Origin of the sequence: Streptomyces sp. NPDC051636 (assembly GCF_044453765.1) — a bacterium.
Lineage (GTDB): Bacteria > Actinomycetota > Actinomycetes > Streptomycetales > Streptomycetaceae > Streptomyces.
On record NZ_JBITDA010000028.1, the window covers coordinates 1 to 21,820 of the forward strand.

The following is a 21,820-nucleotide window of genomic DNA, read 5'->3' on the forward strand; positions in this document are numbered from 1 at the left end:
GCCGTGGAGATGGCCAAGCTGTCGCTCTGGCTGGTCTCCATGGACCCGGAGCGGCCGTTCACGTTCCTCGACGACCGGCTGGTGGCGGGGGACTCACTGCTCGGCGTGCACAGCATGGAGCAGATCCAGTCCGTGCACATGAAGCCGGGGCAGCAGACCGACATCTTGGCTGAGCAGGCCCGGCAGTTGGTGGATCAGCTGACTCGGGAGCGGCTGGCCATCACGGCCATCAAGGGGGTTGACCTGCCGGCGCTGCAGCAGAAGCGCGAGCGGCTGGAGGAGGTCAACCGGCATTCGCGGAGGCTGCGGTTGGTGGGCGACCTGATCGCGGGGGCGGCGCTGGCCACGTGTGCTTCGGGGCGGGTGCCTTGGTACGAGGAGGAGGGCGGAGAGCGGGTCCGGGACCTGTTCCCTCGGGCTGCGTGGATCGTGCAGCGGATCATGGAGGACGGGGTCGAGGATGACTCCGAGGTGGTGCGGGAGGCTCGAGAAACGGCGGAGGAGTGGCTGGGGGTTGAGCTGCCGGAGGGGGGGTTCGTTCGGAAGCCTGTGCACTGGCCCCTGGTATTTCCCGAGGTGTTCTCCCTTGGGGATGGATTCGATGCAATTGTAGGGAACCCTCCGTTTCTGGGTGGCAGTAAGGTCACCGGCGCATTCGGTGAAGCGTACCGGGAAGAACTCATTGAGTGGGTAGCTGGCGGAAAGCGAGGTAATGCTGACCTCGTAGCGTACTTTGCCCTGAGGGTTCATCAACTACTCAACGATAAAGGGCAAGCAGGTCTAATTGCAACCAACACGCTAGCGCAAGGAGACACGCGGGAGGTCGGTCTGGACCAGTTGGTGATCGCTGGTGTGCAGATCCGGCGAGCTGTGAAAACTGCCCCTTGGCCAGCGAGTTCAGCAGTGCTGGAATACTGCGCGGTTTGGACGACTGGCTGCATGGGGCCTGGCGCGATTTCTGTGCTCGGCGGCGTCCCTGTGTCTAAGGGTATTTCAGCCTCGCTCACTCCGGTAACTCGTCAGCCATTCCTTGTAGAGCCGCTTGCGTGCAATGCTGGCGTTTCTTTCACTGGCAGCAAAATCGACGGCATCGGGTTCACCTTGCCGTACCGCGAAGCCAGACGATGGATCGAAGAAGACAGTCGGTACAACGAAATCCTCTTCCCCTTCGTGAATGGGAAGGATGTCAATAATCGGCCCGATCACGTGTCTGATCGATGGGTCATTAATTTCCATGACTGGCCGCAAGATCGGGCCAAGGAGTACCCACTCGCGTATGCTAAAGTTCTTCGCGATGTGAAGCCTGAGCGGGACAAAAATAATCGTAAGGTGTATCGCGATTATTGGTGGCAATACGCCGAGAAGCGTCCAGCGATGGTTGGAGCTGTCTCTGACTTGCGTCGTTGCATCGTGATTACTATCCACACACCGACGGTTATGCCCGCGTTGGTTTCAACGGGGCAGGTCTATTCGCACGCACTCGCTTTGTTTGCATCTGAAGACCACGCACTTCTGGCTCTACTGAGTAGTGCTCCGCATTACTGGTGGGCTTTGGATCGCGGTTCAACCATCAAAGGCGATCTGCGCTACACGACTACCGATGTATTCGAGACTTTGGTTCGTCCTCATCTGTCAAATCAACTCCGTGAGGCTGGAAAGCGACTTCATGTGCACCGGCAGCATCTGATGCTTTCTCGGCAGATCGGACTCACCGACACCTACAACCTGCTTCACGACCCAGAGTGTCGAGACCCAGAAATCGCCAAGCTCCGCTGTATCCACGAGGAGATCGACCGGGCCACGGTTGAGGCATACGGCTGGCACGACCTCCTGGACGACTCCGGGAAGACCCCGCCCGCAGACCCGGCCCACGAGACGTTCCCTCTCGACCACGGCTTCCATGAGACCGACCAGGGCACCCGCTACACAATCGGCCTTCTCGCCCGGACCGAGATCATCGACCGCCTGCGTCAGCTGAACCACCAGGCGTACGCCGACGAGGTTCACCTCGGCTTGCATAAGGGCGTGACGGAGAAGAAGGCGAGGGAGAAGCATCCCGACCTGCCCCCGCCGTCCCCCGAGGCCATCCGCAAGCGCAAGGAGCAGCTTGCCGCGCGAGGTGGGTTGGATTTCGGGGAGGGCGCTGAGGGCGCCCTTTTCTGAGCCGACACCATGACAGCGGGCTCGCTCACGTTACCCCCAAGTGAGGTGAGCAAGCCCGTTGTTCCATTCAGAAACCGTGCTCAGCCCTACTCCACCGCGTGGGCCACGAACGCCGCCCACTCGCCACGGCCGACCCGCAGCACCGGTCTGCCACCCGCGACCTTCGAGTCCCGTACGTACACGGCGTCCAGGCCGGCAGCCACCTCCACGCAGTTGCCACCTCCCGAGCCGCTGTAGCTGCTCTTGAACCAGCGCAGCCCGTTCACGTTCCCGGATACCTGCTCCACGCTCATGTCTCTCCCACCAGCCGTTCGATGAGCCGCGCAGACTCGACGCCGTTCAGAGCCTGCGATCGCAGCTTGCCATACCGCAACCCGAAGGCACTGACCTCTGCGGGATCATGCACGACGTACCCGACATCCTGAGACTCGATGTAACCAAGGTGCTTGTGCTCCTTGGTCTCCAGCACCACAAACGGGCCGTTCAGACCGGAGTGGAACCCGCATGCGGCTGGCATGACCTGGAGCTCCACGTTCCGCAACGCCCCGACGTTCAATAGGTGTTGCCATTGTTCGCGCATGACGTCCCTGTCCCCAACCGGATTGCGCAGTGCCTCCTCGCCGATGATGAACGACAGCTCTGCGAGCGGCACTCGCGTCAGTAGCTTCTGCCGACTCAGTCGCGCTTCCGTGTGCTGGTCGGTGATCTCCTCGCTGAGCGGCGGACAATGCCCGGCGAACAGAGCCCGTGCGTACGCCTCCGTCTGCAACAGCCCCGACACCAGTAGTGGCTCATACTCGAACCGGCTGACCGCCTCCGCCTCGAAGAGCGCGAAGTTCCGGAAGAACCGAGGCAACTTCGCCCGGTCCACCTCCCCCTGGAGCACCTCCAGAACCCCACCCGCCTCCAGCACCCGCTCCGCCGCCACGGTGAACGCCGCCTTCGCCGGCCGTCGCCCCTGCTCGACCGAGGCGACCTGTTCCAGCGAGTAGCCGATGGCCTCCCCGAGTTGCTGCTGGTTCAGCCCGGCCCGCTTCCGCAGGTACTGCAACAGCACCCCGTACGCCGACCACACCCCCGGCAGATCGGGTCCCTCTTCCTTTGTCTTCGCGCCCCGCACCGTCCGCGTGTCCCGTACGTCCCTTACCGTCCTCACACCGTCACGCCCTTCCATCCCGCTCCGCACCCCGCCGCCGGGCCATGTTCAACGCGGCTCGCGGGAACCGGGACACGCTTCGGGACCCGTACAACGCCCGTACAGGACCCGTACAACCAAACCCACGGCCGGTTGCCCCCTCCGTACGACCAGGACGACGTACGGCCGTCGTACCTGGTCAGCGCGCCACTCCCCCCACCACGCTGACACCGTGACCCACCATCAGATCATCGGCGAAGCGAAGCGGCCCCCCACGCCCGCCCTCCAACTGACCCTGCGCTTCAGCAGCAGCAGACGCGGCGCCCGCCTCGCCCGCCAGCTCGCCGTCCAGCAGTTCACCGAGTGGACCGGCCTCCCGTACGACTCCGACCCCGCCCGTACCATCGCCCTCGTCACCGCCGAGCTGGCGTCGAACGCGGTCCGCCACGGCAGCCTCCCCGGCCGGGACTTCCGGCTGACGCTGCTGCTCCTGCCCGACCGCTTTCGCGTCGAGGTGACCGACACCCGCCCCGAACGCCTCCCGCCGCCCGTGCCCCCGCAGCCCGCCGACGAGACCTCGGGCCGCGGACTGCTCCTCGTCCAGGCGTACGCGGACCGGTGGGGATACACGGTCCGCGACGCGTACACGAAGACGGTCTGGGTGGAGGTGCAGCTCCGCACTACAACCTCATGACGCCCACCCCTCGTCCGGGACAGGCCCAGCGAAAGCCGCCGCACCACCGACGAAGCAGATCGTCAGTGACCGGCGTAGTGCTCCGCCAGCTTCTCGATCTCCCGGGTCCACAGCAGCATGTCGTCGCCCGGCCGCTTGTACGGTGCGCGCCGGGCCAACTTGAAGAACCCGCCGGACGGCCAGCCGCTGTCCTTCAGCACCACGAGTGCCGACAGCAGGGGCAGCGATCCGTCCGGGCTTTCCCGGACCGAGGCGTCCTCCAGCAGGTAGGGCATGGGGCCCTCGTGGGCGGGGACGTGATGACCGAGCCGTGCCAGTTCGCTGCTCAGATCACCGTACGGAATGGGCGCCGCGCCCTGGCGTGCGCGTGAACGCAGTATCTCGATCACGGCGTCCAAAGCCTGCTCGTACTCAAGCGTGCCCTTCTGCATGTGCCCTCCCGGCCTCGGAATCCGACGATCGCTGAACCTATGCTCACCGGCCACCCGACCGCAGCTCGAATGCCCGAAGTGGACGCTCACCTCTTGGGAACTGAGTGCATGCATCACATACTGGCGGCGATCAACCGTTGCCCACCCTCCTGGTAGGCGCGCGTGGCTCGGGGGGAATTCATGATTGGCTCAGACGGCAGACTCGTGCAGACCGCGGTGATCCGGAGCCGAACTCCGGACGCGCGATCATCCTGCCGACGGACGCGGACGAACTGACCCGTTGGCGCCGACGCCACCCCGCGTACACCTACTGGTGCGGCACCCAGCTCGGTGGTTGCGGCAATGAGTTGTCGGACCGTCTGTACCGCGACAAGGTCTGCCACTTCGCTCACCGACCCCACACCTCCTGCCACCGTACGGCCACCGGCGCGGCCGGCGCGGACCACCTCTTCATCAAGGACGACCTCGCCGCGTGGGCCGGACGCAACAGGCTGAAGGGGCGGGCCACTTCACGCGACCTCGGATCCGGACCCGGAGACGCCGTCGACTTCCGGGTGGGCGCGGCCAGGCAGCATGTGCGCTTCCAGTTCAGCAGGCTCGCGCACCCCGAGTGGCACCTGGCCCGCCAGAGGCTCTCCAGTGAATCGGCAACCCTCGACTGGGTCTTCGGTCCGGGTACAGCCCAGCCGGAGACCATGGAGGAGTTGTACGACGAGTACGGATACCTGCTCCGCTTCCGCTTCGAGACGCATGGCGCGGTACGGCGCATCCGTCTCAGGGCGGAGGACCCCCGGCGCAGCACCGACTGGGCGCCCCTCGACGCCTGCGCGATGACCCCTGCGGGGCTGCGGGTCCCGGGAGCGGAGCCGCGACGACGTTCGGGTACCGGCCCAGCCGCCGAGGCGGGAGCCAGGCGCGGGGCAGCGCTGGTGCGGCGGTCCCGTGCGGAGCAGGTGCTCGCGCTGAAGGAGGCACTGGTGAGCGCCGCGAGGTTCCGGACCCGGCCCACCTGGGAGGCGCTGGCCCGAACCGCCGGCAGCGACCTGCTCGGGCTGTCCGTCCCGGACCGTGTCGGTCTGCTGGTCGCCGTGGAGCGGATCGGCGGCGGTGAGGGGGACCCGCTGCTGTCGGCGCTGATCAGGACCGGGGAGGGGGACCCGCCGCCCTACGCGGGGGATGTGGTCGCCGCTGTCGGTCAAGGGGGTCCCGCGACGGCGGCGGTACTCAGACGATGGTGCCGGCGTGAGGCCGACCGGGCGTTCGCCGTGTACGGGGTGCCGTCCCGTACGGCTCCGCCGAGGCTGCCGCTCACGGTGGACGGACAGCTTGCCGCACAGCAGAGTGCGGAGCCGGCTCAGCGCCAGACCATCGTCCATGTCAAGGGCGGCCTGGTTCGACAGTCCGCGGCGCGGCCGAAGCCGGAGCCGAAGGGTCTCGCCGGTGTTCCCCTACTCCGTGACACGGAGATTCGGCACGCTCTGCGCAGCGCACGGCAGAGACGCGGCCCCAGGCCCAGGTATGCCGCGGCTCTCATGGCGCGGGCGGAAGAGGCGCTGACGAGGCTGCCGGAACCGCAACGCACGGAGCTGGTCGCCGAGATGGCGACCACCCGCCGTTGGCTGGAGAGCCGACCGGACACACCGGCGCGGAAGCCGAGGCAGAGCCGGCGCGCCAGGACGGCCGACGCGAAGAAGACCGCGACCGCGAAGCAAACGACGCGAGCGAAGAAGACGCAGCAGGGGAAGAAGGTGAAGAACCCGTTGCAGGGTGCACGCCCCCTGCCCGGAGTCGGCGGCGCTCAACCGAAGAAGAGGCCGAAGTGAGCGGTGTTCCCGCCGCGAGTGCCGCCCTCGGGACCCTGGGTGCGGTCCGACCGCAGACGTGATGCCGCCCTCCGCGTCCGCCGCAAGCGGAGTTCGGCGCCACTTCGAGTAACCAGCCAACCAGCCAAGCGTGTTCACCTCATACGGAGTTGCCCCAAGTCCGTCGAGTTCCGCCCGGGCGGCGTCTACCCTGCTGACATGGCCCACGCGAAGACCTCGTACGTCTGCCTGCCCTGCCGGGCCTCGTACAAACAGCCCTACGACAGGGACAGGGAGCGGATCTGCCCTCGCTGCGCGCAGCCGATGATCCACGTGGGCTCCGCCTTCGCCGCACCCCGCCGCCGGGACACCGCGGCCTGGCGGACGCTGTCCGTGCTGCTGCACGCCGGCGTCGGCTTCCACAAGAGCTGCTGCGGCGGGCCCGGTTACCGTCCCCGCACCCTGAGCGAGGTCCGCGAGCGGATGACGTACGCCCGGCGCAGCGGCGAACCCTTCGCGAGGTCACTCGTACGCTACGAGGTGCCGTCTTCCCCGCCGCGCGGTTGAGGCAGCCGGCCGAAGAGCGGGCCAAGCCGGCCTTTCCTCGTTCAGTGCCTTGCCGCGCGATCACGGAAGTTGAGCCAGAGCCCGTTTTCAGCACGACCACGTGTGCCTGCTTCGGGTCGACCGGGCCGGCTCATGCGAGGGTTGATCGTGCGGCTGCGTGGAACTGCACGTACTCGATGGTCGCGCCACCGGGGTGCTGCACGGTCAGGTTGCGACCGGTGGGTACCTCGTTGGGACCGTCGAGTATCTGCCCGCCGTGTTGCTCGGTGACGCGCAGGATCTGGTCGATGGACTCGACGATCGCGGTGGCGTGGGTGCCGCGGTATGGGGCGAGGGCTTCCTCCGAGCCTGCGAGAAGCAGATAGCCACCGATGCTCGCGAGGTTGAGGTTGCGATAGGTGAACCGCAGTCGTGGCTGCTCTCCGGTGAGCTCTACGAAGGTCGGCAATGCCACGTCCAGGTCGTCGACGTAGACGCGGGCAAGGGTGGCGAGCACCGTCACGGTCATCTCCTAGATCATTTCGATATTCCCGGAACATCGAAGTGATCTGCATACTACGGGTGTCATGCGGGAGAAGACGAGGAGGGCCGGTGGGTCAACTCGACCATGTGGACTTGGACTTGGCTGTGGTGCTCCATGCCTTGGGGGATCCGATTCGGTTGGCACTGGTCCACCGGATGGCCGAAGACGGCGAGAGCGCTTGCAGCCCGGACGGCGTGGACGCCCCCAGATCGACGCTTTCCAATCATTGGCGGATCTTGCGCGAAGCCGGAATCACCCAGACCCGGCAGATCGGAAAGGCCCGTCTGATGACCCTGCGTCGCGCCGATCTCGATGCCTGCTTCCCGGGGCTCCTGGCCGCGGTGCTGGCCGCAGTCAGACGATGAGTGCCACAGTTGTCGGCTCGGTCAGGATGGGACCGCCCGCCTCTCGCGGCCACCCGGGCCCAACAGGTTCCGCCTGCATTCGGCACCGAAGACGGAAACAGCTTCCTGGAGCCACTGAGGAGTCGTCCGCCGGACGGAACCTGTAACGCCGAACGGAAGCTAGTCCTCCAAGCGGACCGGCATCAGGAGCGAGAAGGCGCTCTCGTCGTCGGGCCGGCGGATCGCGAGCGGCGCCGTGGGCGCGCCCAGCTCCAGGATCAGCTCGTCCCTGGCCCCGGCGGCGAGCGCGTGCAGCAGGAACTCGCGGTTGACGGCCACGTTGTTCTGGTCGTCGTCACCGTCGTCGCACACGATCACGGACCCGTTCTCCGCCACCCTGAGCACACTGAGATCGTGAGGCTCGCCGTCCTGCTCGCGCGTCCCGCCCGTGCGGACCGGGCCGGTCTCCAGGGCCTGACGGAAGGCCGCCGTATCGACTCGGACCCGGCGACCGGCCGGGAGGTGGACGAGGCGACGGTAGTCGGGGAACTCGTGGCCGAGGCTCTGGCCGGATGCCTGCCGGTCGCCGGTCTCCAACGTGACGCGGTCACCGTCCACCGCGAGCTGGACGGGGTCCTTGCCGGTCAGCAACGCCCGCATCGCGTCGACGAGCGGAAGGGGCACCACCACCTGCGTCCTGGGCCCGCCATGCCCGGTCGTGTGCGCTTGCGCGACAGCCATCCGGTAGCGGTCGGTGGCTACGAGGTGGAGGCTTTCGCCCTCGATGTCGAACAGGATCCCGCCGAGCATCGGCAGCTCAGTGTCGGTACCAGCGGCGAAACGGGCTCCGTCCAGCGCGGCGGCCAGCTCCGGCCCGGGGACGGACAGCTGGGCGGTGGCGGTGCGGAGCGAGGTCATGGGGTTCTCCCTGTGGTCGAGTAGCGCTCGGAGCGTGGAGAACTCGCTGCGGGCATCGGACAGCCCCAGTTCGAGACGGCGCAGGTGCGCCTGAAGGAGACCGCGCACCAGGTCCGTGTCCGCGCCGGCCCAGGCGGCCAGGACCAGCCGGATGTCCGCCAGAGGCATGCCGGCCCGGCGCAGCCGGGCCAGCAGCCGGGCCTCTTCCAACTGCTGGGGCTCGTACCAGCGATAGCCGCTGACGGGGTCCACCCAGGCGGGGACCAGCACACCGGCACGGTCGTAGAACCGCAGCGCGCTCACGCTCAGTCCGCCGTCCCGGGCCATCTCCCCGATGCTGCGCATCTCGTTCTCCACACCCGGAACTCTGAGCCCTCGACAAGGTCGAGGGTCAACCTCGGCCATGGTCGGGATCCGTCACTCAGGCCGGGCAGTCGGCCGGCGTGGTGGCCGTACCCCAACGGATCATCAGGTAGCCGGAACCACCGATCTCCGCCACGGCGTAGCGAGAGTACGGCCAGGCGCTTCCCGCGCTCTCCCGTTCGCTCACGAGAGCGCGGCACGCCTCGCCGGCGGCCAGACCCGCCCAGGACTCGACCTGGTTCTCGTTCCACCGCCCGTAGTCCGACCAGACGTACATCACCGAGTTGCCGGGGTCGAAGCCCACCTTGATCTGCGCGTTGCCGAGCACACGATCGGTGCCGAGCGTCTGACGCATCCCGTTGGTCCCCGCGATGATCTTTCTGGCGGCGCCGTCCGCGACCCGGATCTCCGCGCTGTCGGTACTGGGGATCATCGCCTGTCCCAGGCCGTCCTCGTCCGGCTGCCAGTCCTGCGAACCATCGGTGTCCTGCCCGGTGCCGTCGTCGGCGGCCGACCGGCAGTCGGTGTTGGTGACGAAATCGTCCTGCCACGTCACCTGGGGATCCTGGCCCTGCTCCTCCTTCACCATGACGTATGTGCGGTACGGCAGGTCCGGGTGCAGGCGGAGAACGAGATCCCGCAGCGTCAGGCACATCGACTTGGCGATCTCCGTCTCCGCGTACATCGTCCCCTGTTCGTCGGAGGTCAGCCGGTACGAGAGGTAGACCTCCCGGCGCGACTCGTGGAACCGCACGGTCTCCGGGGTGAAGTCGGCGCCGCCGCTGAGGTCCTGGGCCTCCACGCCCTCGTCGTGCAGGACCGCGCGCGCCACGTCGTGCTCGCCCGCGCCCTGTGCCGCTCGCGCCTCGTTCCAGTTCGCCGCACTCGCCGAGCCGCCGCTCGCGGCCTGCCGTTTCGCCGCCTCGTCCCCCTTCGCGGTGCTCGCGGAAGACTGCCCGGATCCGGCCGGGGCGGGCAGTGACGCCGAGGCGGACGCATGAGTGCTGCCCCCGGTGTCGCCGGGAATCAGTGCCGCCACTCCTCCGGCCAGGCCACCGATGACGCCTGCCGCGAGGACGGCGGCACCGGCCAGTCGCTTCCTGGAACGACTCCGGTTCGAGGGCAGCAGCCAGGCGGCGTCCTCCGCGGCCGGCACCTCCCAGACGGCCGTGATCAGGTCCACGGCGGTCGCCGGCACCGCGCCGGCCCCCGCTGCCCGAGTGACCTGGGAGGCCAGCAGCGCCGCGCACTCCTGGGCGGCCTCGGCGGCTGACGGCCGGTCACCCGGTTCCTGGGCCAGCGCCTTCTCCACGGTGCGCCGCAGTGGTGCGGGGACGCCGTTCAGGTCGGCCTCGCCCGACATCACGCGGAAGGCCACCACATCGGGCGCGCCGGCCCCGAAGGGCAGCCGGCCGGTGGCCGCGTAGGCCACGAGCGCTCCCCACGCGAACATGTCACCCGCCGGACCCGCGCTGCCCTGACGGTACTGCTCGGGGCTGATCCAGCCGGGGGTGCCGGTCATGACCCCGGTCCGGGTGACGCTGGTGCCGTCGGCGGCGTGCGCGATGCCGAAGTCCAGCACGCGGGGGCCGGCGGGCGTGAGCAGGACGTTCTGCGGTTTCACATCACGGTGCACCACGCCCACGGCGTGAATGGCGGCCAGCGCCTGTGCCGTGGCGGCCGCGAAGGCGTACAGGCTTCCTTCGGCGAGCGGCCCGTGCGCGAGCACGTGCTGGTTCAGCGTCGGTCCGGGAACGTAGGCGGTGGCCAGCCACGGGGTCGGCGCGTCCGGATCGGCGGCGAGCAGCGGGACCAGATGCGGTCCGGTGACGCGGGAGGACAGTTCCACCTCGCGCCGGAAACGGGCCCTGAACTCCGGCTCCTGGGCCTGCTCGGGATGAATCACCTTGACCGCCACGCGCATTCCGCCGGAGGTGACTCCGGCGTGGACGGTGCCCATACCGCCCGCGCCGAGACGGCCGACGATGCGGTAGGGACCAATGCGGGAGGGGTCACCGGGACGGGCCGGCTGGACTCTTCCGCCGGAGCCGATTGCGCTCACGAACACTTCCTTGAACAGAGGGGCGGGCTGGGCAGGCTGCGGTGTGGCAGGTGGTCATGGAGGCAGAGACCTTCGGGTGTCCGGGCACACATCGGCCGAGACGGACAGCGGGGGCCGCTCCACGCCGCAAGGGAGCCGGCCGGGGGCAAACCGTCCGCATCCGGCGGGATGCCGGCGGACCCGGGGATGCTCACCCCCACCGTGCCGGCCCCGCCAGGAACGAACAGGCCGGTGCGCGGGGGCAGGAGCCGCACGGGTCGAGCCCGGCTCAGGTGTGCCGAGGCAGAAGGCCTTACCGGCCGGCGTACTGCCTCGCCAGATCCTTCAGCTCGTTGACCCACAGCTATGTGTCATCGCCGGGGCGGCGATACGGGGCACGCCGGGCCAGCCGGAAGAAGCCCGCCGACGGCCGGCCGGTCTCCTTCAGCACCACGAGAGCCGACAGCAGAGGCAGCGATCCGTCCGGGCTCTCCTGAACGGACGCGTCCTCCAACAGGTGGGGCACCGGACCCTCGTGGGGCGGAACACGATGGCCGAGGCGCTTCAGCTCGGCGCTGAGCCGGCCGTACTGCACGGTCTCCGCTCCTTGGCGTGCCCGAGTCCGCAGAATCCCGATCATGGCGTCCAACGCCTGCTCGTACTCGACACTGCCCCTCCGCATCGCGGTCCCCTCCCCGGCCGTCGACCTGTGCGACGCGAGCCTATGCGTCCTGCGAGCCCATGGACAGTCAGATCATCGATCTCCGCCAAGATTTCTTGTGAACTCAGCGCATGGTCGCACGCCGATGAACATCCGCGTCACCTGTTCCCGGAGGGCGGGTGATCGGTGCCCCCGGCGATCCCCGGCACGAGTTCCCCCGGCCCGACCCCGCCGTCTTGTGCGGACTGCGCACATCAACCGCTCTGTGGAGTCAGCCAACCGATGTGACGCAGCACGGGTACGACCCGGAAATGAGTGAAGGCGAGCACAGGGCTCTCCTCATCCTCTGCGGGGAAGAACAGGGCGTGTTGCAGCCGCTGTTCGTCCTGCGGGTCGTCCAGGTCCACCACAGGCAGGTCCGGATGCGACCGGTCGAAGGCCTGATCCAAGGCGACCCCCGTGCGCAGCCGGTTGTGCGGATTGGACAGGGCGGCCGGCATCTCGGGTACGACGTCGGGTTTGTACAGGACCAGGTCGCGCTCACCGTTCGCCCAGTAGTTGTCGTGCACGGTCAGCGCAGGATGCCCCGGGAGACGCAACTCCCGTTCGACGGCAGTCGCCACGGGCGCCACACCCGAACAGGTCGTCCCTGCCTTGCCCGTCAGCGGCTCTTCGTAACAGACCAGCGTAAGTTCGTGCAGGGAACGCATGTCGCGTCACCACCTCCTCTTCGTCGACCGCTGGTCCTCAGCCCCGCCGCGCCAGATCCAGCGCCGCCACCCCGACGAACCAGTCCAGCACCTCGCAGACCTCGTCACCGTGGTGCGCGAAGACACTCAGCGGGAAGTAGTGGAGCAGATGCTCGCGCGAGCCGTCGCGGCGCCGGTGCGCGTTGCCCAGGGCCAGGTTGAGCATCGTGTTGCCCAGCGTCAGACGCGGGTCGCCGGGCTCCAGCCGGGCACCGGTGACGACCCCAGCCTCCCAGGCGGACCGGCCGATGTCGGGCCGGGCCTCGCTCGTGACGTACCAGCCGATCGTCGCCGCCGTGACGGTGATGCGGCACCGCCGGTTCGCCTTCCTCCGGAGACGATGTCACGAGAGGGCGAGGTGACGTCAGGGACAGTGGGCCGTTGGGTGTGAACAGGGCATTCTGCTGCGGCGTCGAGCTCTATGGTGTCGGCCGAGCTCGGTCGACGTCGCTGGTTGATCACTCGTCAGTGGTGATGTCAGTCGACTGGAATCCGCGACCCGGCTCAGCCGGTGACCGGGTCCAGCATGCGGCTGCGCTCACCGCTCCAGGAGACCGCCAGCGCGTCGCGCGCCCGTGTACAGGCCACGAAGAGCAGACAGTGCTCGGCCAGCAGATCCGAACGGTGCTGCACGGCGTCCTCGTCGGCCGGCGTCACCTGCGGAGCGAACGGCAGCACGCTCGACGTCACGCCCACGACGGCCACACAGCGGAACTCCAGCCCCTTCATCGCGTGCATCGTCGCCACGCGCACACCCGACACCTCCGGCCCCGGGTCGTCCTTGACCGCGACCGCGGGGACGCCCTCCCGGCGCAGGCGCGCGATGACCGCGTCGACCAGCGTGTTGAACCGGGCGCACACCGCCACCTCGGACGGCTTGACCCCGTCCTGGCCGATCCAGATCCGGATCTGCTCCACCAGCGCGCGCAGTTCGTCGTCCTGGTTGCCGTGACCGCGAGCCACCGGAACGCGGCCGTGCAACTCGGAACGGTAACCCCGCAGCGAGTCCCGGCCGCCGTCCTCGTCGTCGTCCTCACCGAGCCGGCCCACCGGCTGGCCGTCCAGGAGGGAAGCGGACCAGCGCAGGATCTCCTCCGTGCTGCGGTAGTTGACGCGCAGCCGGGACGTTCGTCCGCGCACGTTGACGCCCAGGGAGCGCAGCGAGACCCGGGAGTCGTAGATGCGCTGGTGGGGATCGCCGACGAGGAACAGGTCGTCGGCCTGCTCGGCCACGCAGGCCCGCAGCACCCGCCACTGGGCCGGGTGCAGGTCCTGTGCCTCGTCCACCACGACGTGCCGGAAGCGCGGCCCCCGCTCGGCCAGAATCCGGGCGGCCTGGTCGCACACCATGGTGTACGTCGCCGAGTCGCGCGTGGCCAGGTCCCCCGTGAACCGCTCCATGACCCGCCACAGCCGGGCCCGTTGCACTCGCCCCACCTGCGTGCCGCGCCCCCTGCGCACACATCTCAGGTACTCCTCGGGCGTCCGCAGCCCCTGAGCCAGGACGACGTTGCGGAACTCCTGGGACAAGAAGCGCTCGGACCAGGGCAGGTCCTCGCGCGCGGCGGCACGGGTCCACGCGCTCTTCTCGGCTGCCGCCGACAGCGGTTTCGGTGAGCTGCCCCGGGCTTCCCGGATGACCCGGGCGGCCAGCGAGTCCACCGTCGTGACCTCGACTCGGTCGAGCAGACGGGCGTCGGCGTCGCCGACCAGGAGGGCCAGACTGTCCCGCAGGGCGGCCGCCATGGCATTGGTGAACGTGGTGAGCAGGATCCGGTCGCCCTCGCGCCCGGTGCGCAGCAGATGCCGTACGCGGTGCAGGGCGACGACCGTCTTCCCGGTGCCGGGGCCGCCCGTCACCTGAGCCGGTCCGTTGAAGCCCGGGTGGTAGGCGTAGCGGCGCTGGGCAGGGTGCAGGAAGACACGCCAGCGGGTGAAGTCCTCGGTGAGGATCCGCTCCAGCTCACCGGGGCCGGTGACTTCCACGATACGGTTGGGCGTGTTGAGGATGGCCTCGCTGAGCGTGACGGCCTGCCGGTCCTCCGCCGTGCGCACCGTCTGCCCGCGTGGGGCGATCAGCTGTTCCCAGACGTCCTGGGGCGAGTAGCCGGCCGCCAGGTACTCCAGTACCTCGTACTGGTCGGCGGGCATCATGGGGGGCGCCATCACCGTCAGGTCGTCGGCCGTGACGCACACGCGCGCCAGCCGCAGAACCTGCTCGTCGATACCGAGGTCACGCAGCACGGTGTCGGAGTGCTGCGCGAAGAGCCGGGCCGGGGTCTCGACCGCCTTCGTCTCGAAGTACGTCTCCATCTGTTCGAGTGCCTCGACATTGCGCACCTCCAGGCCGCCGGTGGCGCCGTTGACCGAATAGGCGCGCTTGCAGGCCCAGGTGATCGCCTCGTCGTGCGGTGCCACTCTGAGCAGAGTGAACAGCCCGCTGCCGTCGTCCGGGGCGAGGAGGACCCCCCGGTAGAACCTGGTCACCCGGATCGTCCGGATCCGGGGGTCGCGCGCCCGCTCGAGCTTCTCCAGATGCATTCCCTTACTGGCGTGGAGCTGAGGCACGGTCAGACTCCGGAACCTCTGGATCGCATCGCTGACTTCCTTCTGGACGGGTCTCTGCAGGGAGATGAGATCCGCGACGAAGTCGTCGGAGAGGGCGAGACGGGGCATGGGAGTCCTCGGGTCGCGGGCCGGCGGGCGGTGGGCGTGCCCCAGCCTAGAGACCGACGGGATGCCGAGCGAGCGAGCCCCCGTATTCGTTGTGTGAACTGAGTCAACGGGTCTATATTTCTCGTGCTGCCACACGATCGGCGCACGCCCGTGCTCCAACGGACCTGTCCGAAAGGACCCACCGCATGCCGGCCCAGCCTGCCCAGGCCGCTGTTCCGCACCCGCTCGACGAAGTCCCCCAGACGTTCCGCGCCGGGGACTCCTACGCGGTGCGGGACGCACTCGTGAACTACATCCGCCGGGATCTGCTGGGCCCCTGGGACGGTGAGACGGAAACCCTGCCGAGCGCCTCCTCCGGTCCGCGTGACCGGTACCTGGTGGGCATGCTCGGCCCGCGCCCCCAGGCCGTCACCGCGGACCGGATCGCCCGTGCCGCCGCCCAGGGCGCGGACGGTCAGTCGGGCGACGAGCAGGAAGGTGACGACAGCGACTTGCAGGACCGGTTGAGCCCGCAGGCCGCCGGGCACATCTGGGCTTCCTCCATGGGGCTGTCCTTCACCGCCCCGGCCTCCGTCGGCACGCTCAGCGCCACCGTCCGCTGGGGCCGCTACACCCAGTCGGACGAGGCCACCGGCCGGGGGACGACGCGCAGGGTCTGGTCGCGGGAGCCGGTCGAGCACCTGGTGGACATCGACGTGACCGACGGGGCCGACCGCACCGTCCAACTCGACGGCGAAACCGTCGTCCTCGACGTGCAGGTACGCCGGCACACCGGCCGCACGGGCACCGAGGACCTGCGCATAGTCGAGCTGGCCCTGGTGAACCGGCAGCCGGACAGCGCGGACGCACGCGACGCCCACTGGCTTTTCCAGACCGAGATCGACGTCACCGCCTTTCCCGACGACCAGGCCGCCGTCTTCCTGCCGGTCGACGACCCTCTCGACACGGCGGGCCACGACAACGTGCCCGAGGATGCCGAGGAGCGGCGGCTGCGCCTCCTCTACCGGGACAGCCTCAGCCACGCCAAGGGCCGCAATGTCGCCGTTCACGCGCACGTCCGCGACGGCGAGCGCAACGCGCATCGCCTGACCACGGTCTGGCTTCCCGAGTACGACGTCAGGGCGACCACCGCGCCGGCACTGGAGGAGCAGGACCTGCTCCAGGGGCTGGAGCTGGGTATGGACGAACTGGCGGCACTCGCCGTGCCCGACCGCCGGGCCGAACTCAGCGCGGCTCTCGCCCCCCTGGCCGACGGCTACGGCACGTGGCTGGAACAGCAGCGCCGCAGTGCCGCCTCGCTCCCCGACGACCTGCGGCGATCGGCCGAGGCCGCGATCCAGCAGGCCCTGGACGTCTGCGACCGCATAACCCTCGGGATCGACCGGCTCGTGGCCGACGAGACGGCCCTCCTGGCCTTCCGGTTCGCCAACCGCGCCATGGCCCTGCAGCGCCGCAACACAGCCATCGCAGCCGCCCGCGCCGGCCGTGAGAACGACTCCCGGTCCTACCGGGAGGCCCACGACGAGGTGCACGGCAGGGGGAAGGCGGCAGCCAGCTGGCGTCCGTTCCAGCTCGCCTTCGTCCTGCTGAACATCGACTCCCTCACCCAGCCCGGACACCCGCACCGTGGTACCGGCCGTGAAGCCCTGGTCGATCTGCTGTTCTTCCCGACCGGCGGCGGCAAGACCGAGGCCTATCTCGGACTCGCCGCCTACACCTTCGCACTGCGGCGACTCCAGGGCACCATCGGCTCAGGAGCGGAGGCCCGCAGCGGCGAGGCGGGCGTGGGCGTGCTCATGCGCTACACCCTGCGGCTGCTGACCGCGCAGCAGTTCCAGCGCGCCGCCGCCCTGGTGAGTGCCTGCGAAGTCCTGCGCCGGGAGGAGTTCGCACGGGACCGGCGCTGGGGACCCACCCCGTTCCGGATCGGGCTCTGGGTGGGCACCTCCGTCTCGCCGAACTGGTTCGACGAGGCGAAGGAACAGATCGCCGAGGCCAAGGAGAACGCCAGCGACAAGCACGCCCGCGTCCTGCAGGTTCTTACCTGCCCCTGGTGCGGCAGCGGGCTGACCGCCCGCTCGAACATGGAATACGACGAAGGGCGCCGCAGAATCCTGCTGTACTGCCCCCGCGGAGAGGGAGAGGACCGCTGCCCCTTCTCCCGTCGCGAAGCGCCCGGCGAAGGCGTCCCCGTGCTCACCGTCGACGAGGAGATCTACCGGCTGGCGCCCTCGCTGCTGATCGCCACGGTCGACAAGTTCGCCCAGCTCCCGTGGAACGGCTACGCCGGCCTGCTGTTCGGCAGGGTCACCGAGCTGTGCCCGCGCCACGGCTACCGCCACGACGACCTGGACGCCAAGACCGGCTGCGGTGGCCGCCACAACGCCAAGGGCGACCTGCCCGGCGTCACCGCCCAGCCCGTCACTCGCCTGCGCCCCCCGGACCTGATCATCCAGGACGAGCTGCATCTGATCTCGGGAGCGCTCGGCACCACCGTGGGCCTCTTCGAAGCCGCTGTCGACCAGTTGTGCACGTGGAGCTTCACCGACGTTCAGGGACGGCGCCACGAAGCCGGCCCCAAGATCGTCGCCTCCACCGCGACCACCAAGCGGGCCGCCGATCAGGTGCTCGGTGTCTTCGGCCGCAAGGTCGCCGTCTTCCCGCCCCAGGTGCTGGACGTCGGCGACACGTTCTTCTCCCGGCAGGTGGAGCTGAGCCGGGAGAACCCCGGCCGCCGCTACCTCGGCGTATGTGCGCACGGCACACGCCTGAAGGCCGCCGAGATCCGCGTCGCCGAGATCCTGCTGCTCGCGGGGCAGCAGCTCTTCGACGACTACGGCAGGCCGGCGGATCCGTACATGACCCTCGTCGGCTACTTCAACGCCACCCGTGAACTCGCCGGCATGCGGCGGTACATGGACGACGACATCACCACCCGTGTGCGATCCAACGGCAGCCGCAAGGGACAGGACACGTTGTCGGACCGCATCGTGAGCAGAGCGGGGATGCTCAGCATCCAGGAGCTGACCTCACGCATCTCCTCGTCGGACATCGGCGCGGCCCTGAAGCGGCTGGAGACCGAGTTCGACCCCGAGCGTGACACCTCGGTGCGCCGGCGGGCCTTCCTGCGCGAGTACGCCGCCGCCAGGAACGAAAAGCGCGAGCCCCGCGCGTCCATGACACCGACCGCTCGGCAGGCCGTCGACGTCGTCCTCGCCACCTCCATGCTGCAGGTCGGTGTCGACGTCTCCCGCTTCGGCCTGATGCTGGTGGTCGGCCAGCCCAAGAACACCGCCGAGTACATCCAGGCGTCCTCGCGGGTCGGCCGCGACGCCGCCCGTCCGGGCCTGGTGGTGACCCTCTACAACTGGTCACGCCCCCGCGACCTCGCACACTACGAGGACTTCGAGCACTATCACGCGACGTTCTACCGCCAGGTGGAAGCCTTGTCCGTCACCCCGTACACCCGCCGCGCGCTCGACCGGGGTGTCGCCGCCACCTACGTCGCCGCGCTGCGCCACGCGGCTTACGACACCTCCCGCAACCTCGACGCCCACCACGTCGACCTCGACGGACCGCTCGCCCAGGACGTCGAACGGCGGCTTCTGGAACGCGCCGAACGGGTAGGAGGCGACCGGCCCCGCCAGTACCTGAGCGAACGGCTGGACCGGCTCAAGGACGAATGGCGCCGCAAACGTGACGAAAGCAGCTCGGCCCTCGCCTACCGCAAGGAAAAGCACAAGACGACCGTCGTGAACGGACTGCTGCGGCGGGCGGACGGATCCCGGTGGACCGAGCTGACCGTCGGTATGTCGATGCGCGAGACGGAGAACGAGATCAACCTGCTCCTCCCGGGCGGCGGTGCCTTCCTGGAAGAACCCTCGGGCGACGGTCCCGACTGGACGTTCGGCACGTCCGGAACCGACACCGACCCCGACACGGCGACCACGGTGGACAGCGACGAGTACGGGCCCGTCACGGCCGACACAGTCAGGAAGGCACAGCGATGAGCACCCATGGCAGCAACCGCAGGGTCGGTGCCGTCCGCCCCAGCCACCTGATGTTCACCGCCGGTGTCGGTTCCCTCGTCGATCTGCCCAACTTCTCGGTCCTCATTCGGGGAATCGACTCCTGGAGCCACTCCGGCGTCACCGACTACGACATCGACGAGCCCCGGCTCCGCGCCGCCGTCAACCGGTCCCTCCAGCGCTACGGCCGCGGACAGATCGAGCAACTGCGCGCCGCCCCCTGGCTGGAGGGCGCCGACACGGACCCCAAGGGCTGGGCGGCACAGGGCGTCGGAGTACCCGTCACACCGTTCCCGCAGTGGCTGCGCTGCACCGCGTGCAACGTGCTGGCCGCCATCGACTCGGGTGAGTTCGCCTTCGTCAACTCCAACCCACGGGCGCCGCACGAGGCCAAGTTCGTCCACGACTGCAAGCCGGGCAAGCCGCTCGCCGTGGCCGCCCGCTTCACCCTCGTCTGCACCGCCGGTCACCTCGACGAGTTCCCGTACACCGCGTACGTCCACCACGGCCGGGCCTGCGGCAGGACACCGCGCCCGAAGCTGCGGATGAAGGACCACGGCGGCAACCAGGCCGCCAACGTCACCATCGAATGCGTCGCCTGCGGCGAGAAGCGCAACATCCGGGAAGCCATGGGCGAACGGGGCCGTCGCAACCTGCCCCTGTGCCGCGGACGGCACCCGCACCTCGGCACCTACGAGACGAACGGCTGCACCCAGGAGCCGGTCCTCATGGTGGCAGGGGCGTCCAACCAGTGGTTTCCGCTCACCCTCAGCGCCCTGGCACTGCCCAAGGCCCAGGGCGGAGACGTCGACAGGCTTCTCGACGACCACTGGCCCGACCTCGAACTCATCGAAGACCGAAACCAGTTCGGATTCATGGCGCGCATGCCCAAGTTCGCCTTCCTCAAGGAGTTCGACGCGGACGCGGTGGTCGCGGCGATCGCGGACCGCAAGCAGGGAACCGCTGGAACCGCCCCCTTGGCCCCCGACGTCCAGGCCGATCTCTTCGGGCCCGAATGGGACGCACTCTCCGGCCCCGTTCCCACCCCCAGCGACGACTTCGCACTCCGGCAGATGCCGGTACCCACCCGCTTGAGCGAGCTCTTCGCCGACATCAGGCAGGTCGAGCGGCTGCGCGAAGCACGGGCGCTGATCGGGTTCACCCGGCTCGACGCGCCCGACCCGGAATCGCCGGAGATCGCCACCCGCGTGGAGTTGTCCCGCGGGGTCCGGAACTGGGTACCGGCCAGTGAGGTGCGGGGCGAGGGCGTCTTCCTGCGTGTGCGGGACGGTCTGATGGCCGAGTGGGCCGCTCGCATGGAGAAGTCGCCGCAGATGGAGGCCCACCGGGAGGCGTACGCACGGTTCCGCGCCAACCGGAAGTCGGATCGCAAGACCAGTGACTTCGATCCCTACTACGGCTGGCCCGGAGCACGGTACATCGCCCTGCACACCCTCTCCCACCTGCTGATCCGCACCATCGCCCTGGAGTGCGGCTACAACTCCGCCTCGCTCGCCGAACGGATCTACGCGGGAGACGAACAGAATCCGCGGACGGGCATCCTCATCTACACCGCTGTCCCGGACTCCGAGGGCACGCTGGGTGGTCTGGTGTCCCTGGCCGAGGAGCGGGAGTTCGACCGGATCGTGCGCCGGGCCCTGAGCGACGCCCGCCACTGCTCGGCCGACCCGCTCTGCGCCGAGCGCCTGCCGCACGATCCGGCCGACTTCCTCCACGGAGCCGCGTGCCACGTCTGCCTGTTCGTGTCGGAGACCACGTGCGAACGCGGCAACCGGTTCCTGGACCGTCGTTTCCTCGTCCCGCTGACCGGGGACCGGGACCCGGTGCTGACGCCGGTCGGTCTGCTGCCGTGAGCCGACCCGCGTTCGAGGCCGCTGCCGGGGCCGCCGTCGCGGCCCTCGGCCTCTCCCGCAGCAAGGACCTCGCCGGACTGCTCGCCCAGGCGCGCACCAGGGAACGGATACTGACCGAACTGGCGACACCGGGAGTCAGCGAGGCCGTCGCGGCGCTCTGCGACGCCATGGAGTCGGAGTCGGTGTCTCCCTCCGAGGCCGCTGCTTACCTGCGCGGCTATGTCGCCGCCCGGCAGCAGGCCCGGGACACGGTCCGGGTCCGCACGGTGTGGAGCGGTCCCTCGACACCGGCCGTACCGGTGCGCGCGACCGCCCAGGTGCTCGTCGAGGTCATCAACGCGGCGCGGCACGAACTGCTGGCCATGACGTACGCGGCTCGTCCGTATCCTGCCCTGACAAGAGCCCTGACAGAGGCTGCGGACAGGGGCGTGCGGACACACGTCGTGGTCGAGACCCTGGCCGGCGCGGGCGGCCTTCTCTCGGGGAGGGAGCCGGCCGACGCGTTCGCGTCCGTGCCCGGACTGCTGCTGTGGGTCTGGGCCCGGGACCCGGCCGAACAGGCCCACTCACGCCAGCACGCCAAGCTGGCGGTCGCCGACCGCCGCACTCTCTTCCTCGGCAGCGCCAACCTGACCGAGTCCGCTGCCCGGCGCAACATCGAGGCGGGTGTGCTGGTGACCGGCGGGGAAGCACCGCGACGCGCGGCGGAACACATGGTGGAGTTGCAACGCCTGGGCATACTCAGGCCTTATCGGCGGGGCGGCTGAGCGGCGCCCGGCGGGCGAGAGCCCGGGACAGGAGCCTCCGTTCCGGCGCCTGGAAGAACTTCGTGCGGTGGTGGTACACGGGCG

At 69.1% G+C, this 21,820-nt stretch carries 18 protein-coding genes; 8 read left to right on the forward strand and 10 right to left on the reverse strand.

Translation table 11 applies throughout. The features are described 5' to 3' along the window. A partial coding sequence (locus tag ACIBBH_RS34450) for an Eco57I restriction-modification methylase domain-containing protein (RefSeq protein WP_399411529.1) occupies positions 1 to 2,163 on the forward strand: 2,163 nt, incomplete at its 5' end. Positions 2,164 to 2,249: 86 nt separating this feature from the next. Here ACIBBH_RS34450 and ACIBBH_RS34455 read toward each other — a convergent pair. Both ACIBBH_RS34455 and ACIBBH_RS34460 read right to left on the reverse strand, forming a co-directional pair. Next, complete coding sequence (locus tag ACIBBH_RS34455; protein WP_399411531.1) at positions 2,250 to 2,456, reverse strand: DUF397 domain-containing protein; 207 nt, start codon at positions 2,454 to 2,456, stop codon at positions 2,250 to 2,252. Continuing rightward, complete coding sequence (locus ACIBBH_RS34460; protein ID WP_399411533.1) at positions 2,453 to 3,337, reverse strand: helix-turn-helix transcriptional regulator; 885 nt, start codon at positions 3,335 to 3,337, stop codon at positions 2,453 to 2,455. Before ACIBBH_RS34460 ends, ACIBBH_RS34455 begins: the two co-directional genes overlap by 4 nt. Positions 3,338 to 3,530: 193 nt before the next feature. On the opposite strand from ACIBBH_RS34460, the gene ACIBBH_RS34465 reads away from it, so the two are divergent. Further along, positions 3,531 to 3,992 (forward strand): ATP-binding protein, encoded by a 462-nt coding sequence (locus ACIBBH_RS34465; RefSeq protein ID WP_399411535.1) that lies wholly within the window; start codon positions 3,531 to 3,533, stop codon positions 3,990 to 3,992. Positions 3,993 to 4,054: 62 nt separating this feature from the next. Here ACIBBH_RS34465 and ACIBBH_RS34470 read toward each other — a convergent pair whose 3' ends face one another. Continuing rightward, on the reverse strand, positions 4,055 to 4,423 hold the full coding sequence (locus ACIBBH_RS34470; protein ID WP_399411537.1) for a hypothetical protein: 369 nt from the start codon (positions 4,421 to 4,423) through the stop codon (positions 4,055 to 4,057). 347 nt (positions 4,424 to 4,770) lie between these two features. Between ACIBBH_RS34470 and ACIBBH_RS34475 the strand changes: the two genes are divergently transcribed. Together ACIBBH_RS34475 and ACIBBH_RS34480 are read left to right on the forward strand one after the other, a co-directional pair. After that, on the forward strand, positions 4,771 to 6,246 hold the full coding sequence (locus ACIBBH_RS34475; protein WP_399411539.1) for a hypothetical protein: 1,476 nt from the start codon (positions 4,771 to 4,773) through the stop codon (positions 6,244 to 6,246). A 198-nt stretch (positions 6,247 to 6,444) separates the two neighbouring features. Continuing rightward, on the forward strand, positions 6,445 to 6,792 hold the full coding sequence (locus ACIBBH_RS34480) for a deoxyxylulose-5-phosphate synthase (RefSeq protein ID WP_399411541.1): 348 nt from the start codon (positions 6,445 to 6,447) through the stop codon (positions 6,790 to 6,792). Positions 6,793 to 6,922: 130 nt separating this feature from the next. Here ACIBBH_RS34480 and ACIBBH_RS34485 read toward each other — a convergent pair whose 3' ends face one another. Then, positions 6,923 to 7,300 carry a hypothetical protein gene (locus ACIBBH_RS34485; protein ID WP_399411543.1) on the reverse strand — a complete coding sequence of 126 codons (378 nt, stop codon included), beginning with the start codon at positions 7,298 to 7,300 and terminating at the stop codon, positions 6,923 to 6,925. Between the two features lie 83 nt (positions 7,301 to 7,383). Between ACIBBH_RS34485 and ACIBBH_RS34490 the strand changes: the two genes are divergently transcribed. Next, positions 7,384 to 7,680, forward strand: coding sequence for an ArsR/SmtB family transcription factor (locus ACIBBH_RS34490; protein ID WP_399411545.1), 297 nt, complete (start codon positions 7,384 to 7,386; stop codon positions 7,678 to 7,680). A gap of 159 nt (positions 7,681 to 7,839) precedes the next feature. Here the strand turns inward: ACIBBH_RS34490 and ACIBBH_RS34495 are convergent, their stop codons facing one another. The 6 genes from ACIBBH_RS34495 to ACIBBH_RS34520 all read right to left on the reverse strand — a co-directional run bounded on the left by ACIBBH_RS34495 (position 7,840) and on the right by ACIBBH_RS34520 (position 15,067). Further along, positions 7,840 to 8,922, reverse strand: coding sequence for a MerR family transcriptional regulator (locus ACIBBH_RS34495; protein ID WP_399411547.1), 1,083 nt, complete (start codon positions 8,920 to 8,922; stop codon positions 7,840 to 7,842). A 76-nt stretch (positions 8,923 to 8,998) separates the two neighbouring features. Then, on the reverse strand, positions 8,999 to 11,002 hold the full coding sequence (locus ACIBBH_RS34500; protein ID WP_399411549.1) for a serine/threonine protein kinase: 2,004 nt from the start codon (positions 11,000 to 11,002) through the stop codon (positions 8,999 to 9,001). 343 nt (positions 11,003 to 11,345) lie between these two features. Continuing rightward, positions 11,346 to 11,663, reverse strand: coding sequence for a hypothetical protein (locus ACIBBH_RS34505; protein ID WP_399411551.1), 318 nt, complete (start codon positions 11,661 to 11,663; stop codon positions 11,346 to 11,348). Positions 11,664 to 11,896: 233 nt separating this feature from the next. Next, entirely contained in the window at positions 11,897 to 12,265 is a 369-nt protein-coding gene (locus ACIBBH_RS34510) for a hypothetical protein (protein ID WP_399411553.1), read from the reverse strand. A 124-nt stretch (positions 12,266 to 12,389) separates the two neighbouring features. Beyond that, positions 12,390 to 12,557 (reverse strand): hypothetical protein, encoded by a 168-nt coding sequence (locus tag ACIBBH_RS34515; protein ID WP_399411555.1) that lies wholly within the window; start codon positions 12,555 to 12,557, stop codon positions 12,390 to 12,392. Positions 12,558 to 12,895: 338 nt separating this feature from the next. Next, a complete protein-coding gene (locus ACIBBH_RS34520) occupies positions 12,896 to 15,067 on the reverse strand; it encodes a UvrD-helicase domain-containing protein (RefSeq protein WP_399411557.1) in 2,172 nt (723 codons plus the stop codon). Between the two features lie 185 nt (positions 15,068 to 15,252). Between ACIBBH_RS34520 and drmA the strand changes: the two genes are divergently transcribed. The 3 genes from drmA to drmC are packed head-to-tail and all read left to right on the forward strand — an operon-like array spanning position 15,253 to position 21,736. Next, complete coding sequence (gene drmA / locus ACIBBH_RS34525) at positions 15,253 to 19,077, forward strand: DISARM system helicase DrmA (protein WP_399411560.1); 3,825 nt, start codon at positions 15,253 to 15,255, stop codon at positions 19,075 to 19,077. Further along, positions 19,074 to 20,969 (forward strand): DrmB family protein, encoded by a 1,896-nt coding sequence (gene drmB / locus ACIBBH_RS34530; RefSeq protein WP_399411562.1) that lies wholly within the window; start codon positions 19,074 to 19,076, stop codon positions 20,967 to 20,969. Before drmA ends, drmB begins: the two co-directional genes overlap by 4 nt. After that, the gene (drmC, locus tag ACIBBH_RS34535) at positions 20,966 to 21,736 is read left to right on the forward strand and encodes a DISARM system phospholipase D-like protein DrmC (RefSeq protein WP_399411564.1); all 771 of its coding nucleotides are present in this window, start codon (positions 20,966 to 20,968) and stop codon (positions 21,734 to 21,736) included. The genes drmB and drmC overlap by 4 nt, the downstream gene beginning before the upstream one ends. Positions 21,737 to 21,820: the final 84 nt, after the last annotated feature.